This is a genomic window from Paenibacillus sp. WG02, assembly GCF_055396115.1.
Genome location: NZ_AP036016.1, coordinates 5,235,643 through 5,254,596 on the forward strand (window position 1 = coordinate 5,235,643; position 18,954 = coordinate 5,254,596).

General features: G+C 47.2%; 22 protein-coding genes. 5 read left to right on the forward strand and 17 right to left on the reverse strand.

Annotated elements, in window-relative coordinates:
• The first annotated feature begins 65 nt into the window (after positions 1-65).
• On the forward strand, positions 66-272 hold the full coding sequence (gene mciZ, locus ACBP55_RS23960; RefSeq protein WP_464645444.1) for a Z-ring formation inhibitor MciZ: 207 nt from the start codon (positions 66-68) through the stop codon (positions 270-272).
• Here mciZ and ACBP55_RS23965 read toward each other — a convergent pair.
• Together ACBP55_RS23965 and ACBP55_RS23970 are read right to left on the reverse strand one after the other, a co-directional pair.
• Positions 172-1,284: a DUF3866 family protein gene (locus ACBP55_RS23965; RefSeq protein WP_464645445.1), complete on the reverse strand. Its 1,113-nt coding sequence runs from the start codon at positions 1,282-1,284 to the stop codon at positions 172-174. The two genes, mciZ and ACBP55_RS23965, sit on opposite strands and share 101 nt — an antisense overlap.
• A gap of 149 nt (positions 1,285-1,433) precedes the next feature.
• Entirely contained in the window at positions 1,434-2,564 is a 1,131-nt protein-coding gene (locus tag ACBP55_RS23970) for a M20/M25/M40 family metallo-hydrolase (protein ID WP_464645446.1), read from the reverse strand.
• Between the two features lie 75 nt (positions 2,565-2,639).
• On the opposite strand from ACBP55_RS23970, the gene prli42 reads away from it, so the two are divergent.
• The gene (gene prli42 / locus ACBP55_RS23975) at positions 2,640-2,744 is read left to right on the forward strand and encodes a stressosome-associated protein Prli42 (protein WP_244279968.1); all 105 of its coding nucleotides are present in this window, start codon (positions 2,640-2,642) and stop codon (positions 2,742-2,744) included.
• Position 2,745: 1 nt separating this feature from the next.
• Here prli42 and ACBP55_RS23980 read toward each other — a convergent pair whose 3' ends face one another.
• From ACBP55_RS23980 to lpdA, 4 genes are all read right to left on the reverse strand, one after another.
• Positions 2,746-4,101: a dihydrolipoamide acetyltransferase family protein gene (locus ACBP55_RS23980; RefSeq protein WP_464645447.1), complete on the reverse strand. Its 1,356-nt coding sequence runs from the start codon at positions 4,099-4,101 to the stop codon at positions 2,746-2,748.
• A 96-nt stretch (positions 4,102-4,197) separates the two neighbouring features.
• Positions 4,198-5,178 carry an alpha-ketoacid dehydrogenase subunit beta gene (locus ACBP55_RS23985; protein ID WP_029192932.1) on the reverse strand — a complete coding sequence of 327 codons (981 nt, stop codon included), beginning with the start codon at positions 5,176-5,178 and terminating at the stop codon, positions 4,198-4,200.
• A gap of 3 nt (positions 5,179-5,181) precedes the next feature.
• Positions 5,182-6,192: a thiamine pyrophosphate-dependent dehydrogenase E1 component subunit alpha gene (locus tag ACBP55_RS23990; protein ID WP_029192931.1), complete on the reverse strand. Its 1,011-nt coding sequence runs from the start codon at positions 6,190-6,192 to the stop codon at positions 5,182-5,184.
• 108 nt (positions 6,193-6,300) lie between these two features.
• Positions 6,301-7,725 carry a dihydrolipoyl dehydrogenase gene (gene lpdA / locus ACBP55_RS23995; protein WP_029192930.1) on the reverse strand — a complete coding sequence of 475 codons (1,425 nt, stop codon included), beginning with the start codon at positions 7,723-7,725 and terminating at the stop codon, positions 6,301-6,303.
• A 169-nt stretch (positions 7,726-7,894) separates the two neighbouring features.
• On the opposite strand from lpdA, the gene ACBP55_RS24000 reads away from it, so the two are divergent.
• On the forward strand, positions 7,895-8,152 hold the full coding sequence (locus ACBP55_RS24000; protein WP_029192929.1) for a DUF2627 domain-containing protein: 258 nt from the start codon (positions 7,895-7,897) through the stop codon (positions 8,150-8,152).
• A gap of 9 nt (positions 8,153-8,161) precedes the next feature.
• Here the strand turns inward: ACBP55_RS24000 and ACBP55_RS24005 are convergent, their stop codons facing one another.
• Genes ACBP55_RS24005 through steA form a run of 3 tightly spaced genes read right to left on the reverse strand, consistent with a single transcriptional unit; the run spans position 8,162 to position 10,913 of the window.
• Positions 8,162-9,145, reverse strand: coding sequence for a hypothetical protein (locus ACBP55_RS24005; protein WP_464645448.1), 984 nt, complete (start codon positions 9,143-9,145; stop codon positions 8,162-8,164).
• On the reverse strand, positions 9,031-9,762 hold the full coding sequence (locus tag ACBP55_RS24010) for a glycosyltransferase family 2 protein (RefSeq protein WP_464645449.1): 732 nt from the start codon (positions 9,760-9,762) through the stop codon (positions 9,031-9,033). The genes ACBP55_RS24005 and ACBP55_RS24010 overlap by 115 nt, the downstream gene beginning before the upstream one ends.
• Entirely contained in the window at positions 9,759-10,913 is a 1,155-nt protein-coding gene (gene steA / locus ACBP55_RS24015) for a putative cytokinetic ring protein SteA (protein WP_464645450.1), read from the reverse strand. The genes ACBP55_RS24010 and steA overlap by 4 nt, the downstream gene beginning before the upstream one ends.
• Before the next feature lie 129 nt (positions 10,914-11,042).
• Between steA and ACBP55_RS24020 the strand changes: the two genes are divergently transcribed.
• A complete protein-coding gene (locus ACBP55_RS24020; protein WP_029192925.1) occupies positions 11,043-11,228 on the forward strand; it encodes a hypothetical protein in 186 nt (61 codons plus the stop codon).
• Positions 11,229-11,310: 82 nt separating this feature from the next.
• On the opposite strand, the gene ACBP55_RS24025 is transcribed toward ACBP55_RS24020, so the two are convergent.
• A complete protein-coding gene (locus ACBP55_RS24025; RefSeq protein ID WP_164826760.1) occupies positions 11,311-11,487 on the reverse strand; it encodes a hypothetical protein in 177 nt (58 codons plus the stop codon).
• A gap of 329 nt (positions 11,488-11,816) precedes the next feature.
• Positions 11,817-12,071: a hypothetical protein gene (locus ACBP55_RS24030; RefSeq protein ID WP_464645451.1), complete on the reverse strand. Its 255-nt coding sequence runs from the start codon at positions 12,069-12,071 to the stop codon at positions 11,817-11,819.
• 181 nt (positions 12,072-12,252) lie between these two features.
• Between ACBP55_RS24030 and ACBP55_RS24035 the strand changes: the two genes are divergently transcribed.
• A complete protein-coding gene (locus tag ACBP55_RS24035) occupies positions 12,253-12,519 on the forward strand; it encodes a hypothetical protein (RefSeq protein WP_029192924.1) in 267 nt (88 codons plus the stop codon).
• A gap of 46 nt (positions 12,520-12,565) precedes the next feature.
• On the opposite strand, the gene ACBP55_RS24040 is transcribed toward ACBP55_RS24035, so the two are convergent.
• The 6 genes from ACBP55_RS24040 to ACBP55_RS24065 are packed head-to-tail and all read right to left on the reverse strand — an operon-like array spanning position 12,566 to position 18,950.
• On the reverse strand, positions 12,566-13,954 hold the full coding sequence (locus ACBP55_RS24040; RefSeq protein WP_464645452.1) for a cobyrinate a,c-diamide synthase: 1,389 nt from the start codon (positions 13,952-13,954) through the stop codon (positions 12,566-12,568).
• The gene (locus ACBP55_RS24045; protein WP_464645453.1) at positions 13,954-15,111 is read right to left on the reverse strand and encodes a cobalt-precorrin 5A hydrolase; all 1,158 of its coding nucleotides are present in this window, start codon (positions 15,109-15,111) and stop codon (positions 13,954-13,956) included. The genes ACBP55_RS24040 and ACBP55_RS24045 overlap by 1 nt, the downstream gene beginning before the upstream one ends.
• Positions 15,108-15,884 (reverse strand): precorrin-4 C(11)-methyltransferase, encoded by a 777-nt coding sequence (gene cobM / locus ACBP55_RS24050; protein WP_464645454.1) that lies wholly within the window; start codon positions 15,882-15,884, stop codon positions 15,108-15,110. Before cobM ends, ACBP55_RS24045 begins: the two co-directional genes overlap by 4 nt.
• The gene (cobI, locus tag ACBP55_RS24055) at positions 15,885-16,595 is read right to left on the reverse strand and encodes a precorrin-2 C(20)-methyltransferase (protein ID WP_464645455.1); all 711 of its coding nucleotides are present in this window, start codon (positions 16,593-16,595) and stop codon (positions 15,885-15,887) included.
• A complete protein-coding gene (gene cbiE, locus ACBP55_RS24060) occupies positions 16,588-17,823 on the reverse strand; it encodes a precorrin-6y C5,15-methyltransferase (decarboxylating) subunit CbiE (RefSeq protein WP_464645456.1) in 1,236 nt (411 codons plus the stop codon). The genes cobI and cbiE overlap by 8 nt, the downstream gene beginning before the upstream one ends.
• Positions 17,820-18,950 carry a cobalt-precorrin-5B (C(1))-methyltransferase gene (locus ACBP55_RS24065; protein ID WP_464645457.1) on the reverse strand — a complete coding sequence of 377 codons (1,131 nt, stop codon included), beginning with the start codon at positions 18,948-18,950 and terminating at the stop codon, positions 17,820-17,822. Before ACBP55_RS24065 ends, cbiE begins: the two co-directional genes overlap by 4 nt.
• Positions 18,951-18,954: the final 4 nt, after the last annotated feature.

The following is an 18,954-nucleotide window of genomic DNA, read 5'->3' on the forward strand; positions in this document are numbered from 1 at the left end:
TGGTCTAACTTGTCCCATTCACGCATATCGTTCATTATATCAAAATTTTACCTGAAAAGAGGAAAATGGATATGAAGAGCTATGTAACTGACCGTCAAATTCGACTTGTAGGGAAGGCCTGGGAAATCAAACGTCAATTACAGCTTATGCTGCAGCAAGGTGGACGTACAATTACATTAGTCGATTATGTAACTGGGTTGCACAATCCGCAGCCGCACAAATCGCTTGGAAATAAGCCGGGTCCTGCGATAATCCCCTTCCCATCGAGGTAACGGGCTGTGGATACTGGGAAAAAGCTTCAGCGATTTCCGCAATCGATGGGCTCGGCATGGCTACAATGCGGTGTTGCTGCAGATTCTGCGTTTGTTTCTGCACAATAGCATTTTCTTTCGGCTCCAAAACCGGGAGTGGTACGATAGCTGGACATCGCGCTGCCAACTGAAGAGCCGTAAGCGTGTGATGGCTAATGCCCTGGTGACGACTCCTAGGATCAGCAAACGAAATTCTCGGAATGACCACTGGAAGCCCGCCAAGAGAGTATACAGCATTTACGAGTTCACCAACTTCAAGACCTGAAAAACCGTATCGGGTATTCGTACCTACGATGCCTGGACCCATAGTTACAAGACAGATATCTGCTTTGACTACATGCTTCGCCGCAACTAAAGCACTAAATTTATTAACCGCCTCTACGTTACCTCCATAAGCTTGACCATAAGTAATAGTGGATTTAAGCCATTCCATCCCCTCAAGTATAGCCACATGCTCACTCCAAGCAAGTGGAAGAGCCCCCCCATCTGTCATGATATAAGCGACCTCCAAAGCACGATCAGATGATTTTCTTTGTTGATAACGATATCTGAGCCAGCACATCACTACAGGCAGCATACTGTGCAATTCGCCCAGTAAAACCGGCATCCCCTCTAGATTCATTTCCCCTTGAAATGCAGAATGAAACGGGCTGGCAGGTTCTTCAATTGCAAACACATTTCGCTGCAATGGGGTATATTTGAGCTTCATGATGTGTCCATTTGGTGATGTAGCTGTATGGTTATCCAATTCTCGGTCACGAATGGCTATTACGATATGAAATCCCCCCGAACCTAGCCTCAGCTTCATGGCTGTTACATTTAAATCAACCACGTCCCCTGGTGTTAACAAGGGCAATGAATCGGTGTAGTGTACAGCACGCTCGAGCTCACCATTTCGCATCCAAACTGTGACAATCTGTAGTCCCTCTCTGACCGAAATAATATCCGCAACCGTGCCCTCATCCCGCATCATCAAGCCAGTTTCCCCTTTCTGGACGTGTCTTACTCGAAGCATATGAGGAAAAGGTCGGTTTTACCCCATTTTGTCAGGTAAAGGAATAAAAAAACCGACCAGCATGCCATGACAATGGCAGACTAATCGGTTCTCTAGAAAGAGGTGAATTAAACTTTCGCTGCTTCCTTCACGAGAGCAACGAGTAATTCAGCCGTTTTGACTAAATCACTGATGGCAATATGTTCTTTTGTTGTATGAATTTCATGGTAACCAACTGCGAGATTAACCGTTGGTATGCCCATTCCGTTAAAGATATTAGCATCACTGCCGCCACCAGAGTGGAAAGTTCGAGCTGTCAGTCCAAGAGTTGAGAGTGCTCTAGAAGTCAATTGTACAATCGGAGCAGAATCATCATGCATATAGGAAGCATACACAATATCCGCATTAAACTCGCAAGTGGTGCCCGCATCAGCTGCAGCTGATTCACAAGCCTCTTTCATCGCGGCGATTTGCGCTTCCAGCTTGTGTTGAACGATACTGCGAGCTTCCGCTTCCATCTTCACTTTATCGCATACCACGTTCAACGGGCCTACGCCTGAGAAACTGCCAATATTCGCAGTAGTCTCGCTATCAATTCGACCGAGGGACATACGCGAAACCGCTTTGCTCGCTACTTGGATGGCACTGATACCATCTTCCGGATTAACGCCGGCATGCGCTGACTTACCGTGGAATATAATTTCAATTTCTGCACGTCCAGGCGCAGCCGTTGCGATATCGCCGATGCTGCCATTCGAATCAAGTGCGAAGCCGAACTCAGCTTCCATGACACTGCGATCCATAGCACGTGCACCTTTAAGACCGCTCTCTTCCCCTGCCGTAATAACGAATTGAATGCGGCCATGCGGGATGTTCTGCTCTTTCAACACTTGTATGCCTTCGATCATCGCCGCGATACCTGCTTTGTCATCACTGCCTAGAATCGTCGTCCCGTCGCTGCGGATATAGCCATCATCGCCAATTTGCGGCTTGATACTTTTCCCAGGAGCTACCGTATCCATATGAGAAGTGAAGAAAATAGTCGGAATAGCTGCGTTGCTATCGGTTGCTTCAAGAGTACAGATCAAATTCCCTGATCCGTGACCACTTTTTTCCATCGAATTATCTTCTACGACATGCAGCCCTAAACGACTGAACTTTTCTTTAAGAACGACACAAATTTCTTGCTCAAATCGAGTCTCGCTGTCAACTTGAACAAGGGAGATGAACTCTTCCACCAAACGATTTTGCTGAATCATGTACTTTCCTCCGATACACACAATGAGTTACAATAAAACGGTACAAGCTTTTTCACGAAAAGGAGTGAATCTTCATTGTTACAAAATAAGCGTTGGTTTAAAATCGTGATTTACGTTATGCTGCTCACGATGCTGCTTTCAAGCATATTGTTTACTGCGGGATTATTTTTTAAAGCTTAGTTTAATAAATCTTTGTATCCGCGTTATAGCTTTCTAAATTTTCTTTCACTCTCTGTAGGAACCTACCACAGATGACACCGTCAAGAATACGGTGATCCAGTGACAGACAAAGGTTAACCATCGAACGAACCGCAATCATATCTTGAATAACGACAGGCTTCTTCACAATCGATTCGAAGGTCACAATAGCTGCTTGCGGGTAGTTGATGATCGGATAAGACAGAATCGAACCGAAGGAGCCTGTATTATTTACAGTAAATGTCCCGCCAACCATATCATTCAGCGATAATTTCCCCGCACGTGTTTTCTTCGTCAATTCATCGATTTCTCTGGCCAGTCCGGCGATATTTTTTTGATCCGCTTTTTTGATGACCGGCGTCAAGACCGAATCTTCTGTTCCTACGGACAACGAAATGTTAATATCGCGTTTCACGATAATTTTATCGACGGCCCAGACGGAGTTGATAATCGGGTAATCCTTAATGGCATTGACGACCGCTTTCAGCATGAATGCCAAGTACGTTAAGTTAATGCCTTCTCGGCGCATAAACTCGTCTTTCACTTTATTCCGCAGAACAACAAGATTCGTTACATCGACCTCAATCATTGTCCAAGCATGCGGAATTTCGGTTACACTCTGGCGCATTTTTGAAGCAATGGCATTGCGCATTGGCGTAACGTCAATGAAATGCTCATTGCGAGAGTCTAATGAGTGTCCTTCCGCTTCAATCAGCGGCGTTTGCGGATTGGCGGATAAATGAATGCCAGAGCTGCGAACAGGCTGGTGAGCCTGCTGCGAATCAACTGGTGGAGCGGTTTGAGGAACAACTGCAGCTGCCGGTTGATTCGTTTGCACTGCGGTAGGAGCTGCATTGGCTCCACCGGAGGCGATGAACTGCTCAACGTCCTTGCGCGTAATCCTTCCGCCAAGCCCCGTTCCTGCAACACGAGACAAATCTACGCGATTGTCTTGGGCAAGCCGGTGGACAGCTGGCGAATAACGACCACGCATGCTTTGGTCTGAGTCTTCCGCCAGCGCGGCTCCAGCATGACTAGCAGCTGAAGCTCCTGCAGTTGATGCTCCGTTCGCTAAAGCTGCATTCGGCTCTTCAATCAAACAAATCGCTTCGCCAACAGCAGCTGTTTCGCCGTCGCCGACAATGATTTTAACAAGTGTTCCTTCAATTGGTGAAGGCATTTCCGTATTCACTTTCTCTGTGAAAAGCTCACAAAGCACATCGTATTGTTCGATATAATCGCCAGGCTTCTTGAGCCATTTGCCTATTGTAGCCGAAACGAGGCTCTCCGCTAAATGCGGGACCGTTACCTCGGTTAGTCGGCTGTTGGTTTGGTTCATGGGTGTACCTCCTAAAAGTTTTCGTAAGAAAACTGCATCGTAAGCATAAGCTTATTGTTCAGGAAATGATCAATGAAAGGATATTAGATGTGAAAATTAGAACATCGCAAGCTGGTACATGGCTTCCTTCAGCTTATCTGCATTGAGCAAGAAGAATTTCTCCATCGGTGGATTGCTTCCCACTGCCGGAACATCGGGGCCGCAAAGTCTTGCGATAGGCGCATCAAGCTCAAACAGCATTTCTTCGGCAATAATCGCTGACACTTCAGCTCCAACACCGCCTGTTTTGTTATCTTCATGAGCGATGAGCACTTTGCCCGTCTTCCTAGCGGCCTCCAAAATAGCCTCTTTGTCAAGCGGCTGTAGAGAGCGCAGGTCGAGTACATGTGCAGAAATGCCATCCTTCGCAAGCTCTTCTGCTGCTTGTAATGCATAATTTACAACCATACCGTAGGCGATGACTGTAATGTCTGTGCCCTCGCGTTTGATGTCGGCCTTGCCGATCGGCACGATATAATCGTCATCTGGCACGTCAGCAGAGAGCGCAAGATAGCACTTCTTGTGCTCAAAGAATAAGACAGGATCTGCATCTCGGATTGCTGCTTTCAGCAGCCCCTTAGCATCATATGGATTCGAAGGCGCAACAATCTTAACTCCCGGTGTACCGAAGAAAACAGATTCCGGACATTGGGAATGGTACAAAGCACCTGCACCGGTCGCACCATATGGAGCACGAATGACGATCGGGCATGTCCAGTCATTATTAGAGCGATAACGAATTTTCGCTGCTTCACTAAGAATTTGATTCGTTGCCGGGAAGATGAAATCAGCGAACTGAATTTCGGCGATCGGTTTCATTCCATACATCGCCGCACCAATAGCAACTCCAACAATGGCAGACTCCGCTAACGGCGTGTCTAGAACTCGTTCTTCACCAAACAAATCACGCAGTCCTTTGGTCGTGTTCAACACACCGCCTTTACCAACATCTTCACCGAGTACGAAGACGTTATCATCCTGCTGCATTTCCTCCTGCATGGCAGAGCGGATTGCTTCCAAATATGTAATGACAGCCATAATTTATTGGTCAACTCCTTCCGCGTAAACATGAAGGAGCGTATCTTCCGGTTTCGGATAAGGCGCGAGATCCGCATACTTAGTAGCTTCATTAATCTCTTGCTTTTGCCGTTCCTGAAGGTCACGATCCTGATCTTCACTCCATAGACCGCATTCCATTAAATATTCTTTGAATTTAAGGATGCCGTCTTTTTGACGATTCTGTTCAACTTCTTCTTTCGTCCGGTACAGCATATCATCATCCGATGTTGAATGAGGCATGAGACGATAAGAAATCATTTCGATGAGCGTTGGTCCTTCGCCACGAGCAGCTCTTTCTCTTGCTTCCTTCGTTACCCGGTACATTTCCAAGACATCGCTGCCATCTACTTGAATACCTGGGAACCCGTACCCCAGCGCACGATCCGCGATTTTGCCCGCCACTTGTTTATGCAGAGGAACAGAAATTGCATATTGATTATTTTCACAAACGAAAATAACAGGCAGCTTATGTACACCCGCGAAATTGCAGCCCTCGTGAAAATCCCCCTGATTGCTGGAGCCTTCTCCGAAGGAAACAAAGGTGACGAAGTCTTGCTTTTTCATTTTGGCAGCAAGCGCGATACCAGCTGCATGCGGCACTTGCGTTGTAACAGGAGACGACCCTGTGACGATATGATTTTTCTTATCGCCAAAGTGTCCAGCCATTTGTCTTCCACCGCTGTTCACATCTTCAGCTTTGCAAAAAACCGCAAGCATTAGATCCTTCACTGTCATGCCGACAGATAGTACAAACGCATAGTCACGGTAATAAGGCAGGAAATAATCTTTTTGCGCTTTCATCGCAAAAGCCATCCCTACCTGACCGGCATATTGTCCCATTCCAGACACGTGAAAAGGTATTTTACCTGCGCGTTGCAGCATGAAAGCTCGCTCATCATATTTAGCAGCAAGGCTCATGACTGTATACATACGAACGACTTCGTCGTCAGATAAACCTAAACTTCTATGTTTATATAGTTGACCAATAGACATGGAGGTTGCCTCCTTTAGAAATTTTAGGTACCAAGTAAATTTATTACCTGGTCCTAGTACTTGACTCTATATGCTTATTATAAACGCAAATGTTTATGATTACAATTTTTATCCACTAATTGCAATCCCATCGACGGCCAGCATAGCTTCGCCTAATGCTTCCGACAAAGTTGGATGCGGATGTATGGTTTGGCCCACTTCCCAAGGCGTTGCATTCAATAGCTGTGCAAGTGCTGCTTCCGATATGCTGTTGGTCACATGCGGTCCAATCATGTGTACACCTAGAATGTCATTCGTTTCGCTATCTGCTATAACCTTGACGAAACCATCTGTATCTCCATAAACAAGTGCTTTCCCAATCCCCTTGAAGCTGAATTTGCCAATTTTTACTTTATGTCCTTGGTCGGCAGCTTGTTGTTCGGTCCAACCCACACTAGCTATTTCCGGTCTTGTGTATGTACATCTTGAAACGAGATGCGCATGCAGCTCATGCGGAGTCTGACCAGCCAGGTGCTCAGCAGCCAAAATGCCTTCATGACCGGCCATATGCGCCAGCATGAGTCCTCCAATAACGTCGCCAACCGCATAGATATGCGATTCCGTCGTTTGCATGAACCGATTCACACGAATGACACCTTTATCGATTTTAATATCTGTATTTTCAAGTCCGATTCCCTCAATATTGGCCATACGGCCAACCGAAACAAGCACTTTATCTGCCGTTAACTCAACGATCTCTCCCTGCTTGTCAGCTTGTAAAGTAACACTGCCTTCCGTTACCTTCACGGAATCTGGAAGCACTTTTGCTCCTGTAACAAGGTTAATGCCGCGTTTCTTGAACAAGCGCTCCAGCTCTTTGGAGATATCCGCATCTTCTAAACTCACTAATCGTTTATCCAGCTCAACGATGGTAACCGCTACGCCGAAATCGCTCAGCATCGAAGCCCATTCTACCCCTATCACTCCGCCGCCGATAATAATGATTGATTTCGGAAGGCTCTCCATCCGCAGAGCATCTTCACTTGTTAAAATATGGGTACCATCGATCTCTAAACCTGGTAAACTGCGTGGTCTCGAGCCTGTAGCAATAATCAAATTGCTCGATAGAAGCGTTTCGATATCCCCATCTTCCTTCTCGACAGATACGGCACCGCTGCGCGGCGAAAAAATAGAAGGCCCAATAATACGGCCATTGCCGTAATGGACCGTGATTTTATTTTTTTTCATCAGGAATTGCAGCCCTTGAAGCAGTTGATCAACAATACGTTGTTTACGATTAAGCACACTGTCAAACTTCACTTCAATGGAATTTGCAGAAATGCCATATTCCTCGCTTTTCTTCATTGTTGCGTATACTTCAGCACTCCGAAGGAGCGATTTACTTGGAATACAGCCTTGATGTAAACAAGTGCCACCAAGCTTGTCCCTTTCCACGATAGCCACAGTTTTCCCTAATTGTGCAGCCCGTATTGCCGCGGTATAACCTCCAATACCACCACCAAGAACGACGACATCATATCTATGTTCACTCATTATGTATTTCCTCCCTATTAAGCGTTCACAACCTCATATGTATACACTTCACTCTATTATATTACCCTTTTTTGGTCACCAAATCATAGTCTTATTTGTGAATTAGACACACTAACAGATTCAGAGTATGATGATATAAAATAGGAATCATGCAAAGTAAGGAGCAGCTATGAGAGCGCCATTTTATCGATTTATTGCTATTCTTCTTCTCGTTATCCCCGGTTTGACAGCCACCTATGGGTTCCTTGCCATGAAGGATGCCTTTTTCGCTCAATTTGATACGGACGGTCATATCCTGTGGGGCAAATTTATCCTTGGGCTTATTTTGTTTCTCCTAGGTGTTGCTTTTATTGGAGGATGGACGTTTTTCCGTGATCGTAAACGGAATTATGTGGCGCCAAGATTTAAACCTAACCGCCGCAAATAGACCGAACTTTCAAGTTCGGCCTAAACGGTCTATCCAATGAAGGAACCGGTTCTTTTCAATCATTTGCGTTATGGAACTCACCTCCGCTTGTCTATGAAGGAAGCCGATCACAGCAACAATCACACCTTGTGCTTCCCAAGGCAAGATCAGGATGATTTCATAACCTAATGTAAAACCAAGCAGATTCGCCCCGGCATCACCCAGCATCCCAAAGCCACGAATATCAAGGCTATATAGTAGCAATCCACCCATGAATACCGGGATCATCGGAAAAAATACACTCGTTTCCAAGTCTAATAAATACAAGCCCAAGAGCAGCAACGCGCAAGAACTACCCAGAAATGCTTTTAATGAACGACCTGGCCGAACGTCAAGCAAATTCAAGGTATTCGTCATAAGTATCAGCAGGATAAGCTCAACCCCCATCTGCCAGATGGGGGTTTGATCGTTTCGGATCGTAAAAACAAGCCATGCAGCAATCGATAATGTGCCTAAAGCCTTAACGGCTCCCATTGATAGAGTCTTTGAGTCCATCCAATACCGGAAGTGTCCTTTTAGGCCTTTTACGGCCTTACTGCCTATTAAATCGTCTGTCCAACCTAGTAAGAAAATTAATGTAGCGGCAAAGATAAATACCCGATTATTCACTTCAAGGGAACTTAGCTCTTTCAGCGATAAGAATTCACCCGTCAAGCCTGATGATTCTATCCTTATCGCACCTTGAAGAACCAGCTCCTGGAGCCATAAGAGCAGCCAAAGAACAACCCCCATCCCGCGAGGAATGTTATGGCCAAGATAGTTCGGGCCTACCTGCCCATGGGCCTCCAGAAAGCGACTAACGTGCGGCAGCATCCACCGCCCTGCCGCTCCAAGCACAATCAGATCGAGGATCGATCCGATGAGAACCATACCTGCTTCCTCTCCTTCCAGCGAGTCAGCAGCGTCAAACCGACCGCGGCGAACTGCCTGCCGCGGTGCATATACCCGTGCCAATCCCGCCCCGTCTCCCGGTGCGTGATAGGCACGTCAAGCTCCACGATGCGCAGGCCATGCCTCACCGCATCGATCGTTAGCGCGACTTCCACGCCGAAGCCGCGCGCGAACCCCCCTAGCTCCCGCAGCCGATCAGCACGCACCGCGCGCTGTCCGGACAAGGGAGCTTCGGTCTTATAGCCGCTGAGCCGGTGAATACCGCGGCGGGCTAAGCCCTTGACCAAGCCGAAGCCTGCTTTGGCGCCGGACGGCGGCAGCTTCGCTATCGCCATGTCTGCTTCGCGCCGCAGCAGCGGCTCGATGAGGACGAGCGCCTCCCCGGCCGTAGCCTGCAGGTCGGCGTCAAGGAAGAGCAGCAGGTCGCCGCGTGCCTTGGCGACACCTGATTGCATCGCCGCTCCTTTGCCGCGGCGGCGATCATGCTTGACCAGCTTGTCCGCCCAAGGCCATGCGACATCATACGTATTATCGACGCTGCCATCGTCGACCACAATAATTTCGAATCTCATCTCAGTCCCCCAAATCAAATCGGCCTGATTCAACAGATGTTGAAGTGTATTTGGAATCGTGCTTGCTTCATTCCAAGCTGGAATAATGATGGATAGATATGGCTTCATCTTTCACCTCCAAGATACCAAACAACGTGAGCAACTCGTTTCAAAATCCAGTGAAGCTGAAAAAGCCCTAAAGCAATAAAGAAAAGCGAAAGTAAAACAGTGGTGGCTGCCTCTTTCGTCCATAGATACGGCTGCTTGTACACGGCGCCAATACTTTTGATATCAACCAATCGCGACCCTATCTTCATTCGCACAAGAAGCGTGCTTCCCATGCCTTCCCTCCCTTTTTCCAGAAAGTCAATCATGTGGGTATGCGCACCAACCGTAACCAGCCACTCCCCCCGCTGCTCAAAGGCAAGTAACAGCGCGGCATCCTCACTCGTTCCGAAGCAAGGCAGTACATGCGCAAATAACCCCATTGCGTTCATACGAGCCATCCCAGGTGCCGTTCCATTAGGGTAAGCATGGACAATTAGCTCGGCTCCGCACAAAAGTGCTTGATCCGTCACGCTATCCATATCTCCAACAATAAGATCCGGCTGATAACCGCACTCCAGCAGCGCATCGGCTCCGCCATCAACCCCAATCAGAATCGGTTTGACCTTCGAAATAAAAGCTTTTGCGGCAAGTAAATCCTTCTTATACCCCTTTCTTCTGGAAACAACCAACACGTGCTTTCCTTCGCAATTTACCCTGAGGGGTAATGAAAGCAGCGGCTCCATAACAGCTTGCTTCTCCCGAATGGCATAGGTTAATGTATTATCAATAAATTGCTCCAATAGTCTTGACGATTGGTCATTTGCAAGCTGCTGCATGCTTATCCAATTCTCACGTGTAAATGCGGTACAGGAGATATGTTGATCTTCGACGATGATCTTATCCTCATAAATCGCAACTTCCCTATTCGATTCAAACACTTCGAACGCAGACGACTCCACTTCCCAAATCGGTATATGCTGCTGCAGCAGCAACAGGGGTCCTTGGGTCGGATACGTGCCGCTCATCGTTTGGTGACAATTAATGATTGCTTTAACTTTACGATCGATGAGTTCCTGTGCAATGACTTCATCAAGGTCACGGTGCTGCAGAACAACGATTCGGCCTGGCGGCAAATCACGCAGCAATACTTTCGTAATCGCCCCTACGCTAATCTTCCCTTTGCAGAGCGGCAGCGGCTTCGAAGAAAACAATGACAACGAGGGCCAATTCATGATAGACACCGACTTTCCTTTCGTCTTTGGCCCGCTTAATTTGCCCTTTGCCACTATATTCTATGTATATTTTACCCATCCGTTGGCAAGTATTGGGTTATATTCTTATTGAAAGGAGATGAAACATCCATGGAGCTAAACATGAGCGCAGACGAAGTGTTAGGCCAAATTGTACAGCTTCACAACACCGGGGAATCGCTTGCCAAAAAAAATGTGAAGAAGCTGCATCCTGATCTAATGAAAAACGCCCTGTATTACTACCCTAGCTGGGAACACGCCTTGCAAAAGACAGGAGTGGGCAACAACGTTCACTAAACATACATAAGGTTGCATACAAAGAGCTCCGAAGGGGATTTAACCTCCTTCGGAGCTCTTTCCAATCAAGTGCCTTGCTGCGTTATTCAATCACTTCCCACTCAACTTGCACCATGCGATCTACCCATGTGCGGATTTTAATTTCAATCGCACTTTCAATTTCTTCATCAGTCATTTCACCAAGCTTATATTCCGCAATTTCAAGTACATCCTGTTTAACCATTTCGCCAGACACGGCTAATTGAATTTGAATACGCAAGCCCTCACCCTTTTCTTAATAAAGCGAATATATCATTGATAAGAAATCTTTCCATTGCAGCTAAGCAGCGGATTACTTACAATTAACAAGAGTAACAATCAAATTTGTAAGAGGAAAAGAGGAATCCTAATGTCCCGAACCCAAGCACAAAAAAATCGACAAAGAAATTTACGCGAAGGCAAGCTCGATCCTGCACTCAATCGACTGCATTGGCATGGGGTCAACCCCGTATCCAAAACGACGCCTACTTTGAAACAATTATTAACGAAACAAAATCATAAACACAAATCAAGGAATTTGAACCATTCGTATGGGGACGATTCCTTTTTTCATGCTTCCTCACGTTCTTGGATCGTGATTCCTTGCTCGGCTGCATAACGGACTAACGTTTCTCTTTCCTCAGGACGAAAGGTATAATTACAGTCAAACCCGTTAAAGAACAGCTTCCACTCCTTTACAACTCCGTTCTCTTCTAGCTCTAACTCCGCTACATATAAGGAATCAGGTTCATCTTCAAACTGCAGGCCGACGTGGAGCTGCACCCTTCCTTCCGTAATTTCCTGCTCACAATAGTCCATAATCACGCGTGTAGGACCTCCTATTGAATTAAATCTTTTTTATTTATATAATATACTAATGCGCACAAGCTAAACAACGAGGTGATACTTTGATCTCTGATCAAAGATCCCTAATACGAAAATGCTAGTTTATGCTTAAGCTTACGTAGAAAGTTTTGCTAAAGCAAAACTCTTAGGAGGAATTACAATGGCATACGATCCGCAGGTAGTAGATGCAACAATAGTTAGTGATAATAAAAAAAATGGTCTTTTCGAAGTCGTTGTCTCACTGAAAGACCGCAATAAATGCCGTCTTTTCTTCGAAAGAGATTCCGAAACCGGTATCGGCAAAGTGACTGATTTGAATAGATTGATGAAAGAACCTTGCCCGATCTGTCGCAAAGATTACCTTTGCAACTGTCTTGACCGTTACAAATATTCCATTGCGGATCAAGCGCTAACCTTCATAAAATAATGGCATGACGAAACCCCCTAGCTAAATCAGCTAAGGGGTTTCATTGTTATTTACGATTTTGTTGATACTTCGTACACGCATGAATCCATTCCTTCACCATGTTCGGATTAGATGCGAAATGCAAATGTGTATAGCCGGCAATAAGATTCCCGGTGAGATATCCATCTGCTTTGGTTCCAAGCCTGCCCTTCGATTGAAAGGCAGCTTTCAAATCAACGCCTTCATTAGCTTGAAAAGTTGAATAATGAAATTCATGGCCGCGAGCTTCTTCACCTGAGGGCAGAAGGAAGTTTCCCTCCACACCAGAAGCCTCACGATATCCTAAAGCTGCTAGTTTCGTCTGCATGGTTACTTTACCGGGGATTATGCCAACCATTGGAAATTCATATCCTGTGGTATCTACAATTTGTTCCGTGAGGAACATAAATCCACCGCATTCAGCGAGTGTCGGAATACCTCCCTCAATTCGGCTGCGGACAGAGGCCTTTACCCCTTCTTCGGCAGCTAATCGCTCTGCGAATTCCTCAGGAAACCCTCCGCCAATGTAAAGCCCATCCGCATCAGAAGGAACCTCTTCACCTGCAAGCGGCGAAAAGAATACACAATCCGCACCTCCCGCTTCTAACAGTTCTAAATTTTCCGGATAATAGAAGTGAAATGCGGCATCTTTGGCGACTGCTATTTTAACTCGTTTAGGTGCCTCAAGTTGATCTTTGCTTGTGAATAAAACCGACTTACAATCTATTGGCTCAGCTGCGGCCAAATCCAACAGAAGGTCCAGATCTATATGTGCCGTCACTTTTTCAGCCAAAAGCTCAAAAAAAGCTCGGAGCTCGCCTCGCTCAATCGATGGAACCAAACCTAAATGCCTTTCGGGAAGCTCTAAATTCGCGTCGCGAGGCAGATATCCAAGGACAGGAATACCGCATTCCTGCTCAATTGCTTGCTTAACCATCTTATAATGCCCTTCGCTGCCTGCTCGATTGGCAATGACACCTACAACGTTATCGCCTTGACCAAACTGCTGAAAGCCCTTTACAATCGCAGCGGCGCTTCTTGCCATACTGGCAATGTTGACAATTAACACGATCGGAGCGCCTAGAATACGTCCTATATCCGCGGTACTGCCTTCATCCGTCAATGGGTTTTTGCCATCAAACATCCCCATAACACCTTCGATAATCGATATATCTGAAGCTTGACTTCCGCGTTCAAATATTTCTTTCACCGCTTCACGCCCCGTCATCCATGAATCCAAGTTGCGTGAAGGTCTTCCGGTTACCGCTGAATGATAGGTTGGATCAATGTAATCCGGACCACACTTAAATCCCTGAACCGTAATTCCTCGTTTCTGTAAAGCAGCCATGATGCCGATGGTCAAGGTGGTCTTCCCTACACCACTGCCTGTGCCTGCAATGACAATTCGCCGATCCATCACAAGCCACCTCGCTGTGATTGAACTGATGCTGTAAAGTCGAGTAATCCTACTGAAATCGTGACATTTCCTGTTTTTTTCTTAACTAAGGCTAGCTTGTCTTGGCCCGTAAATAGCTTAACAGCCGGCTCACTTACCGCATATGCTCCTGTAAACTGATACACAGTCTCAGACGGTGCCTCAACGGTCACGGTGTTCAACTCTTCAGGTGAATAAGTGATGAACTCCCAGCCGTGATTACGTGTAACTTCGAGCAAGCCTACTTCGTCCTTCTTCAAATCGATCGTACAGACAGCTTTCACGCTTCGTATGGAAAATGATAGCTCTTCAAGTGTTACTTGTATGACTTGTTCAATTTCTTCTGCTGAAGTTCCGCGGTTACAACCTATTCCGAGAATAATAACTTTCGGTCTGTACAAAACACCGTTAGTCAGAATGCTTTCCTCCTCTGGCCCCAGAAGACGATGTGTGATGAGCAGCACGGCATTTGGCTCACTTGCTTGACCCTCTGAAATCGATGTGAATCGCCTAATATTGGCGGGTATGGGTCGCTCATGCGTCCACCAATTCGGTTCACCCGATTCCTGAATAACAGCAATTCGCTCTTCATTAACGACAGCAGCGCTGACCGGGGTCAGTTTATCCGCCGAGTCCCAAACCCAGCCGAAACGGCGGCCGAAGAGGTCGACAGGAATCGTTTTCTGAACATCCGATGCCGTAGTAATCACTGCCCTTGCATGAATAGCAGCTGCAACCTCTTGGGTTAGCTCATTGGCGCCGCCCAAATGCCCAGAAAGCACGCTGATGACGTGTTCCCCGTTATCATCAATAACAACAACGCCAGGATCTTTCTTCTTATCCTGAAGTAAGGGAGAGATCATTCGTACGACGGCGCCTAGTGAAATAATGATAATAAGTCCTTTGTATGCAGGAAATAAGGCTGGAAATAATAACCGAACACTTCCTGTAAAAAGTTGAATCGAGCGCTGCTCTTCATCACCTTTGACGAATTTGCTCATGTAATAGACATCCGTGCCGCTCATTTTCTCATTCAGCTTGCGTGCGATCTCGACACCATGCTTCGTAATAGCTACTAACGCATAGTCATTTTGCTGTCGTATAACAGGAATGACTCCCTCTTGAAGGCTAATCGTCATGGCTTAACACCTCTGCGGAAGCGGTGTGTAAACGATTTATCATACAACTTGGAGCGATACTCCTCTTTGCCATGAATCTCTGGATCCAGCGCCCAGCCTGCTAGAATCATCGCATGCGAACGGATCCCATGGCTCCGCATATCCTCTTCCAGCTTTCCTACCGTTGTACGAACAATGAGCTGATCAGGCCAAGTAGCACGCTGGACTACAGCAACAGGTGTCTCTTCGCTCCAGCCCGCCTCAACAAACTCGCTGACCACTTTCTTGATTAAAGTCGCGCTCAAGAACAAGGCGATTGTACAATGATGTGCAGCAAGATCGCGCAATTTCTCAAGCTCCGGCACTGGCGTACGGCCTTCTGCTCGCGTTAGAATAACCGTTTGGGTAAGATCTGGAATCGTGAGTTCTGCACCAACAGCCGCGGCTGAAGCGAAAACAGAGCTTACGCCTGGAATAATTTCATAGCCAATGTTTTCTTTACGAAGTAGAGCGATTTGTTCCATTGTTGCACCGAACATGGCCGGATCTCCGGTATGCACGCGCACAACCATCTTCCCTTGTTTAAGGCGGTCGACAATGATACCAACCATTTCCACCAACTCCATGCCGGAGCTTTTCAGTACTTCTGCTTCAGGCTTCGCCTTAGCGATCAACTCCTCATTCACAAGCGAGTCCGTATACATCACTACATCAGCTTGTTGAAGCAGCTTTAACCCTTTCACTGTGATCAAATCCGGATCTCCCGGTCCCGCGCCAATAATATAGAGTTTCATCTATTTTCTCACCACCATCAAGGTTAAATATTCTAATTCTCGTCCTTGCAGATCTTCCACATTCCGCCAAATCTCTTCCTCCGAAGAAGTGACTTTGGTTAATACTGATGCTTTATTCACGAGTCCGAGATCGCGAAGTACGGATAGCATCAAATCTATGACCTTCGCGACCTTAATGAACACGACACAATCATGTTCTTCGATGGCCTTGCGCATCTTGTCGTAGTCGTCTACAGCCGGAACGATGGCAATTTGCTCATCACCATCCGCTAAGGGGATGCCCAAACGGGAAGCAGATGCGTTAATCGAAGAAATCCCTGGAATGGAGACAGCCTTTACTTCAGGATGACGTTCGTTCATAAGACGCATCAAGTGAATGTAGGTGCTGTAAATCATCGGGTCGCCCTCCGTCACGAAAGCAACATTTTTCCCTTGGACCAAATGTGCCCAAACACTTTCAACTGTCTTCGTCCACTGCATTTCTAGCGCTTCTTTATCCCTTGTCATTGGAAAAGTGAGCCCCATCATCTCTTTTTGCTCCGTATTCACGTACAGCTCCGTAATCGCTAATGCGTAGCTCTTGGCTCCACGCTTCTTTCTTGGGTAAGCGATGACCGGACATTCTTTTAACAATCGAAAAGCTTTGACCGTAATTAATTCCGGATCTCCTGGGCCAACACCCAAACCATACAGTGTGCCGAGATTACTCATTGCCTGTTCCTCCCTCTATATCTGTCTGCTTGCTCTGCGCTGTGATGATGTAGATCGGATTCAGTGCGTCGAATCGTTTCATATGAAGGATAGGCTTGCTGCGAGATACTTGTACAAGCGATATCTGCGTTGTGAACCCGACCTTCTCAAACGTCTTATCAGCCTCATATAACGTTTCTATCGTCGCTGCATTCAACACTATCCTGCCATTCGGCTTCAGTCTCGCTGCACATACTTCTAGCAGCTCTTGCATCTCTCCACCGCTTCCGCCAATAAAGATGGCATCCGGATCTGCGAAAGTATCGAGACCCTTTGGCGCTCTACCATGCACGGCTGTAAGATCCACACGAAACTTGGCGCTGTTTTCCAGGCAATTTTGGAGATCGTCTTCGTTTTTCTCGATAGCAAATACGGCACCTTCACGAGCTATGCGTGCCGCCTCAATGGCTATTGATCCTGTACAAGTTCCAATATCCCATACGACACTATCTACTTGTAGAGCTAATTGACTGATGCTTAATACGCGAATTTCTTTTTTCGTAATTAGCCCTTTATCCGGTTTGCGTTGGGCAAACTGATCATCTTCAATGCCAAGCGGCCATACAGGACCTGGGACTTGTTTTTTCAAAATAACTACATTAAGTGGTGAAAATGTTTCCGTGACCAGCTGGTCCAAATCGTACCAACCACAGCGTTCTTCGGCTCCTTCCAAATTCTCTGCCACAAAGGCACGATATTCGGTCATGCCAAAAGAAAGCAAATAAGCCGCAATCGCACTCGGTGAATTCGTTTCATCCGTGAGCAGGGCCACTTTGTCTTTCCCGTCTATTCGCTGCGCCAAGCCTTTGATGCTCCGTCCATGAACGCTTGTGATATAAGCATCGTGCCAGCTTTCCCCCATCCGGGCAAAAGCCAGTTGAATCGAGCTAACAGCCGGGTAAATTTGTACACCTTCCAGCTTCTTCTCTACATATCCGCCAATCCCATAAAAGAGCGGGTCGCCCGAAGCCAAGATGACAATGGAACGTTCTTCTTTTTGGAGTTTACTCATGAGCTCTGGCAAGCTGCCTTTTATGACGATTTTCTCACCCTTATATTCAGGAAAAAAGGCAAGATTCCGCTCACCGCCAACTAGCACTTCACTTTCATGAATCCATTTGATATATAAAGGGAGCAGGCTCCCTTGTCCGTTATCGCCAACACCAATCACTTTCACATTTCTACTCATTCGTATGCCATCTCTCCATTCTCGCTCCGCTTCACCATCGCCGATTTCCCTAAGAGTTCGGCTTTCATTGAAATGATCGCTGTTTCTATGAAATCAAACCCGTCTCTCGCAACTTCTTCTAGTCCGGCTAAGTTGCAGCGCTCGCATAATCGCTCAAAATAACGCAAATTTCCCGTAGAAGCCATTAAATCTCCAACCTGCGAGGCTGTGTTGGCACCTCTAATTTCTTCAACAAGCGCATCGGACGCTTCCGATTCGATCGCGACCTGTGCTAGAAACCCAAAATCAACTGGAGCACTCTTCGAATGCACCATCATCACACCTTGAGCCACCTTAGAGAACTTGCCCATCATGCCGACCAACGTAACCTTACGGATGCCTTGTCTTTGGGCTTGTATTAAAGCAAACCCGACGAAATCGCCCATCTCGATAAAAGCTTCCTCCGGAAGCTCGGGATACATGCTAATCCCGAATATTTCCGTCCGGCCGCCCGTCGAGAGCACGAGATGCTTGCAGCCGCATTTCACGGCTACGCGAATCGCTTGAGCGACACTGGCCTTGTAGGCCGCACTCGAGAACGGCACCACCGTGCCACGGGTGCCGAGAATCGAGATGCCGCCGAGGATGCCAAGACGCCCATTCAGCGTCTTCTTGGCGATTTCTTCGCCGGCGGGCACAGAGACGAGCACGTCTACTCCGTGCGCGATCTCGTATAGGTCAAGCACTTCCTGCACGGTTTCGCGGATCATTTTCCGCGGAACCGGGTTGATCGCTGCTTGACCGATCTCTACCGGCAGGCCGGGCTTCGTCACGCGCCCGACGCCAATACCGCCATCAATGCCGACGCCAGGCTCGGCACGATAGCTTACGCGCACGATGATCTCCGCACCGTGCGTCGCATCGGGATCATCGCCGCCGTCCTTGATGACGGCGGCTTCGCCCCACAGCTGCGTGAACGCGCAGCTGTGCAGGGCAAACTCAACCGTTTCCCCGATGGGGATACGGATGTGCACGTGCGTTTGTGGCGATTGCTCGATGAGCGCCAGTAGAGCTGCTTTGGCTCCTGCGGTTGCGCAGGAGCCGGTGGTGTAGCCGTGGCGCAGCGGCTTGCCCGGTATTTCCTCCATAGGC